Origin of the sequence: Phytobacter massiliensis JC163, from assembly GCF_000321045.1 — a bacterium.
GTDB lineage: Bacteria > Pseudomonadota > Gammaproteobacteria > Enterobacterales > Enterobacteriaceae > Phytobacter_A > Phytobacter_A massiliensis.
This window is the reverse complement of record NZ_CAEO01000191.1, coordinates 1-585: the sequence shown is the minus strand read 5'-3', so window position 1 is coordinate 585 and position 585 is coordinate 1. Positions and strand designations below refer to the sequence as shown.

The 585-nt window shown below is 65.5% G+C and carries 1 protein-coding gene and 1 pseudogene; both read right to left on the bottom strand.

Going from position 1 to position 585, the window contains the following annotated elements; translation table 11 throughout:
* A pseudogene (locus tag ENTHG_RS00165) lies at positions 1 to 332 on the bottom strand (sodium-extruding oxaloacetate decarboxylase subunit alpha); the annotation flags it as partial.
* Positions 333 to 348: 16 nt separating this feature from the next.
* Positions 349 to 585 (bottom strand): oxaloacetate decarboxylase subunit gamma (locus ENTHG_RS00160; RefSeq protein ID WP_071825773.1); only part of this gene is annotated, 237 nt, incomplete at its 5' end.

The following is a 585-nucleotide window of genomic DNA, read 5'->3' as shown; positions in this document are numbered from 1 at the left end:
ACGTCCATGCCGTTTTTGACGGCGCGCTCCACAAAGCGCTCCACCACGTCATCGGCGTAGTGGCGGTAGCCGAGCAGGTTCTGGCCGCGGAGCAGCATCTGCAGGGGAGTCTTCGGCATCGCCTTTTTCAGCTCGCGCAGGCGCACCCACGGGTCCTCGCCGAGAAAGCGGATGCAGGCGTCAAAGGTGGCGCCGCCCCAGCACTCCAGCGAGCCGTAGCCCACCTCGTCAAGCTGAGCGGCGACGGGGAGCATATCGTCCAGGCGCAGGCGGGTGGCAAACAGGGACTGGTGGGCGTCGCGCAGGACGACATCGGTAATGGCAACGGTCATGGAATTCCTCCGTGAATTAAGGGTTAAGGCGGCGGTGGTGGTGGATAGCGGCGGCAATCACCGGCCGCAGGCGGGTGAAGTCATCCGCGGGGGCGGCAGCAGGCGCAGGCGCTGCCTTCGGGGCCGGGACCGGTTCGGGGAAGAAGCGGTTGACGGCGGCGGACATGACGCGGATGGCGAAAATCAGTACCAGCAGGAACACCAGCACAAAGCCCATGCCGAGGAACATCAGGGTGAAGCCTTCACCCAGGAG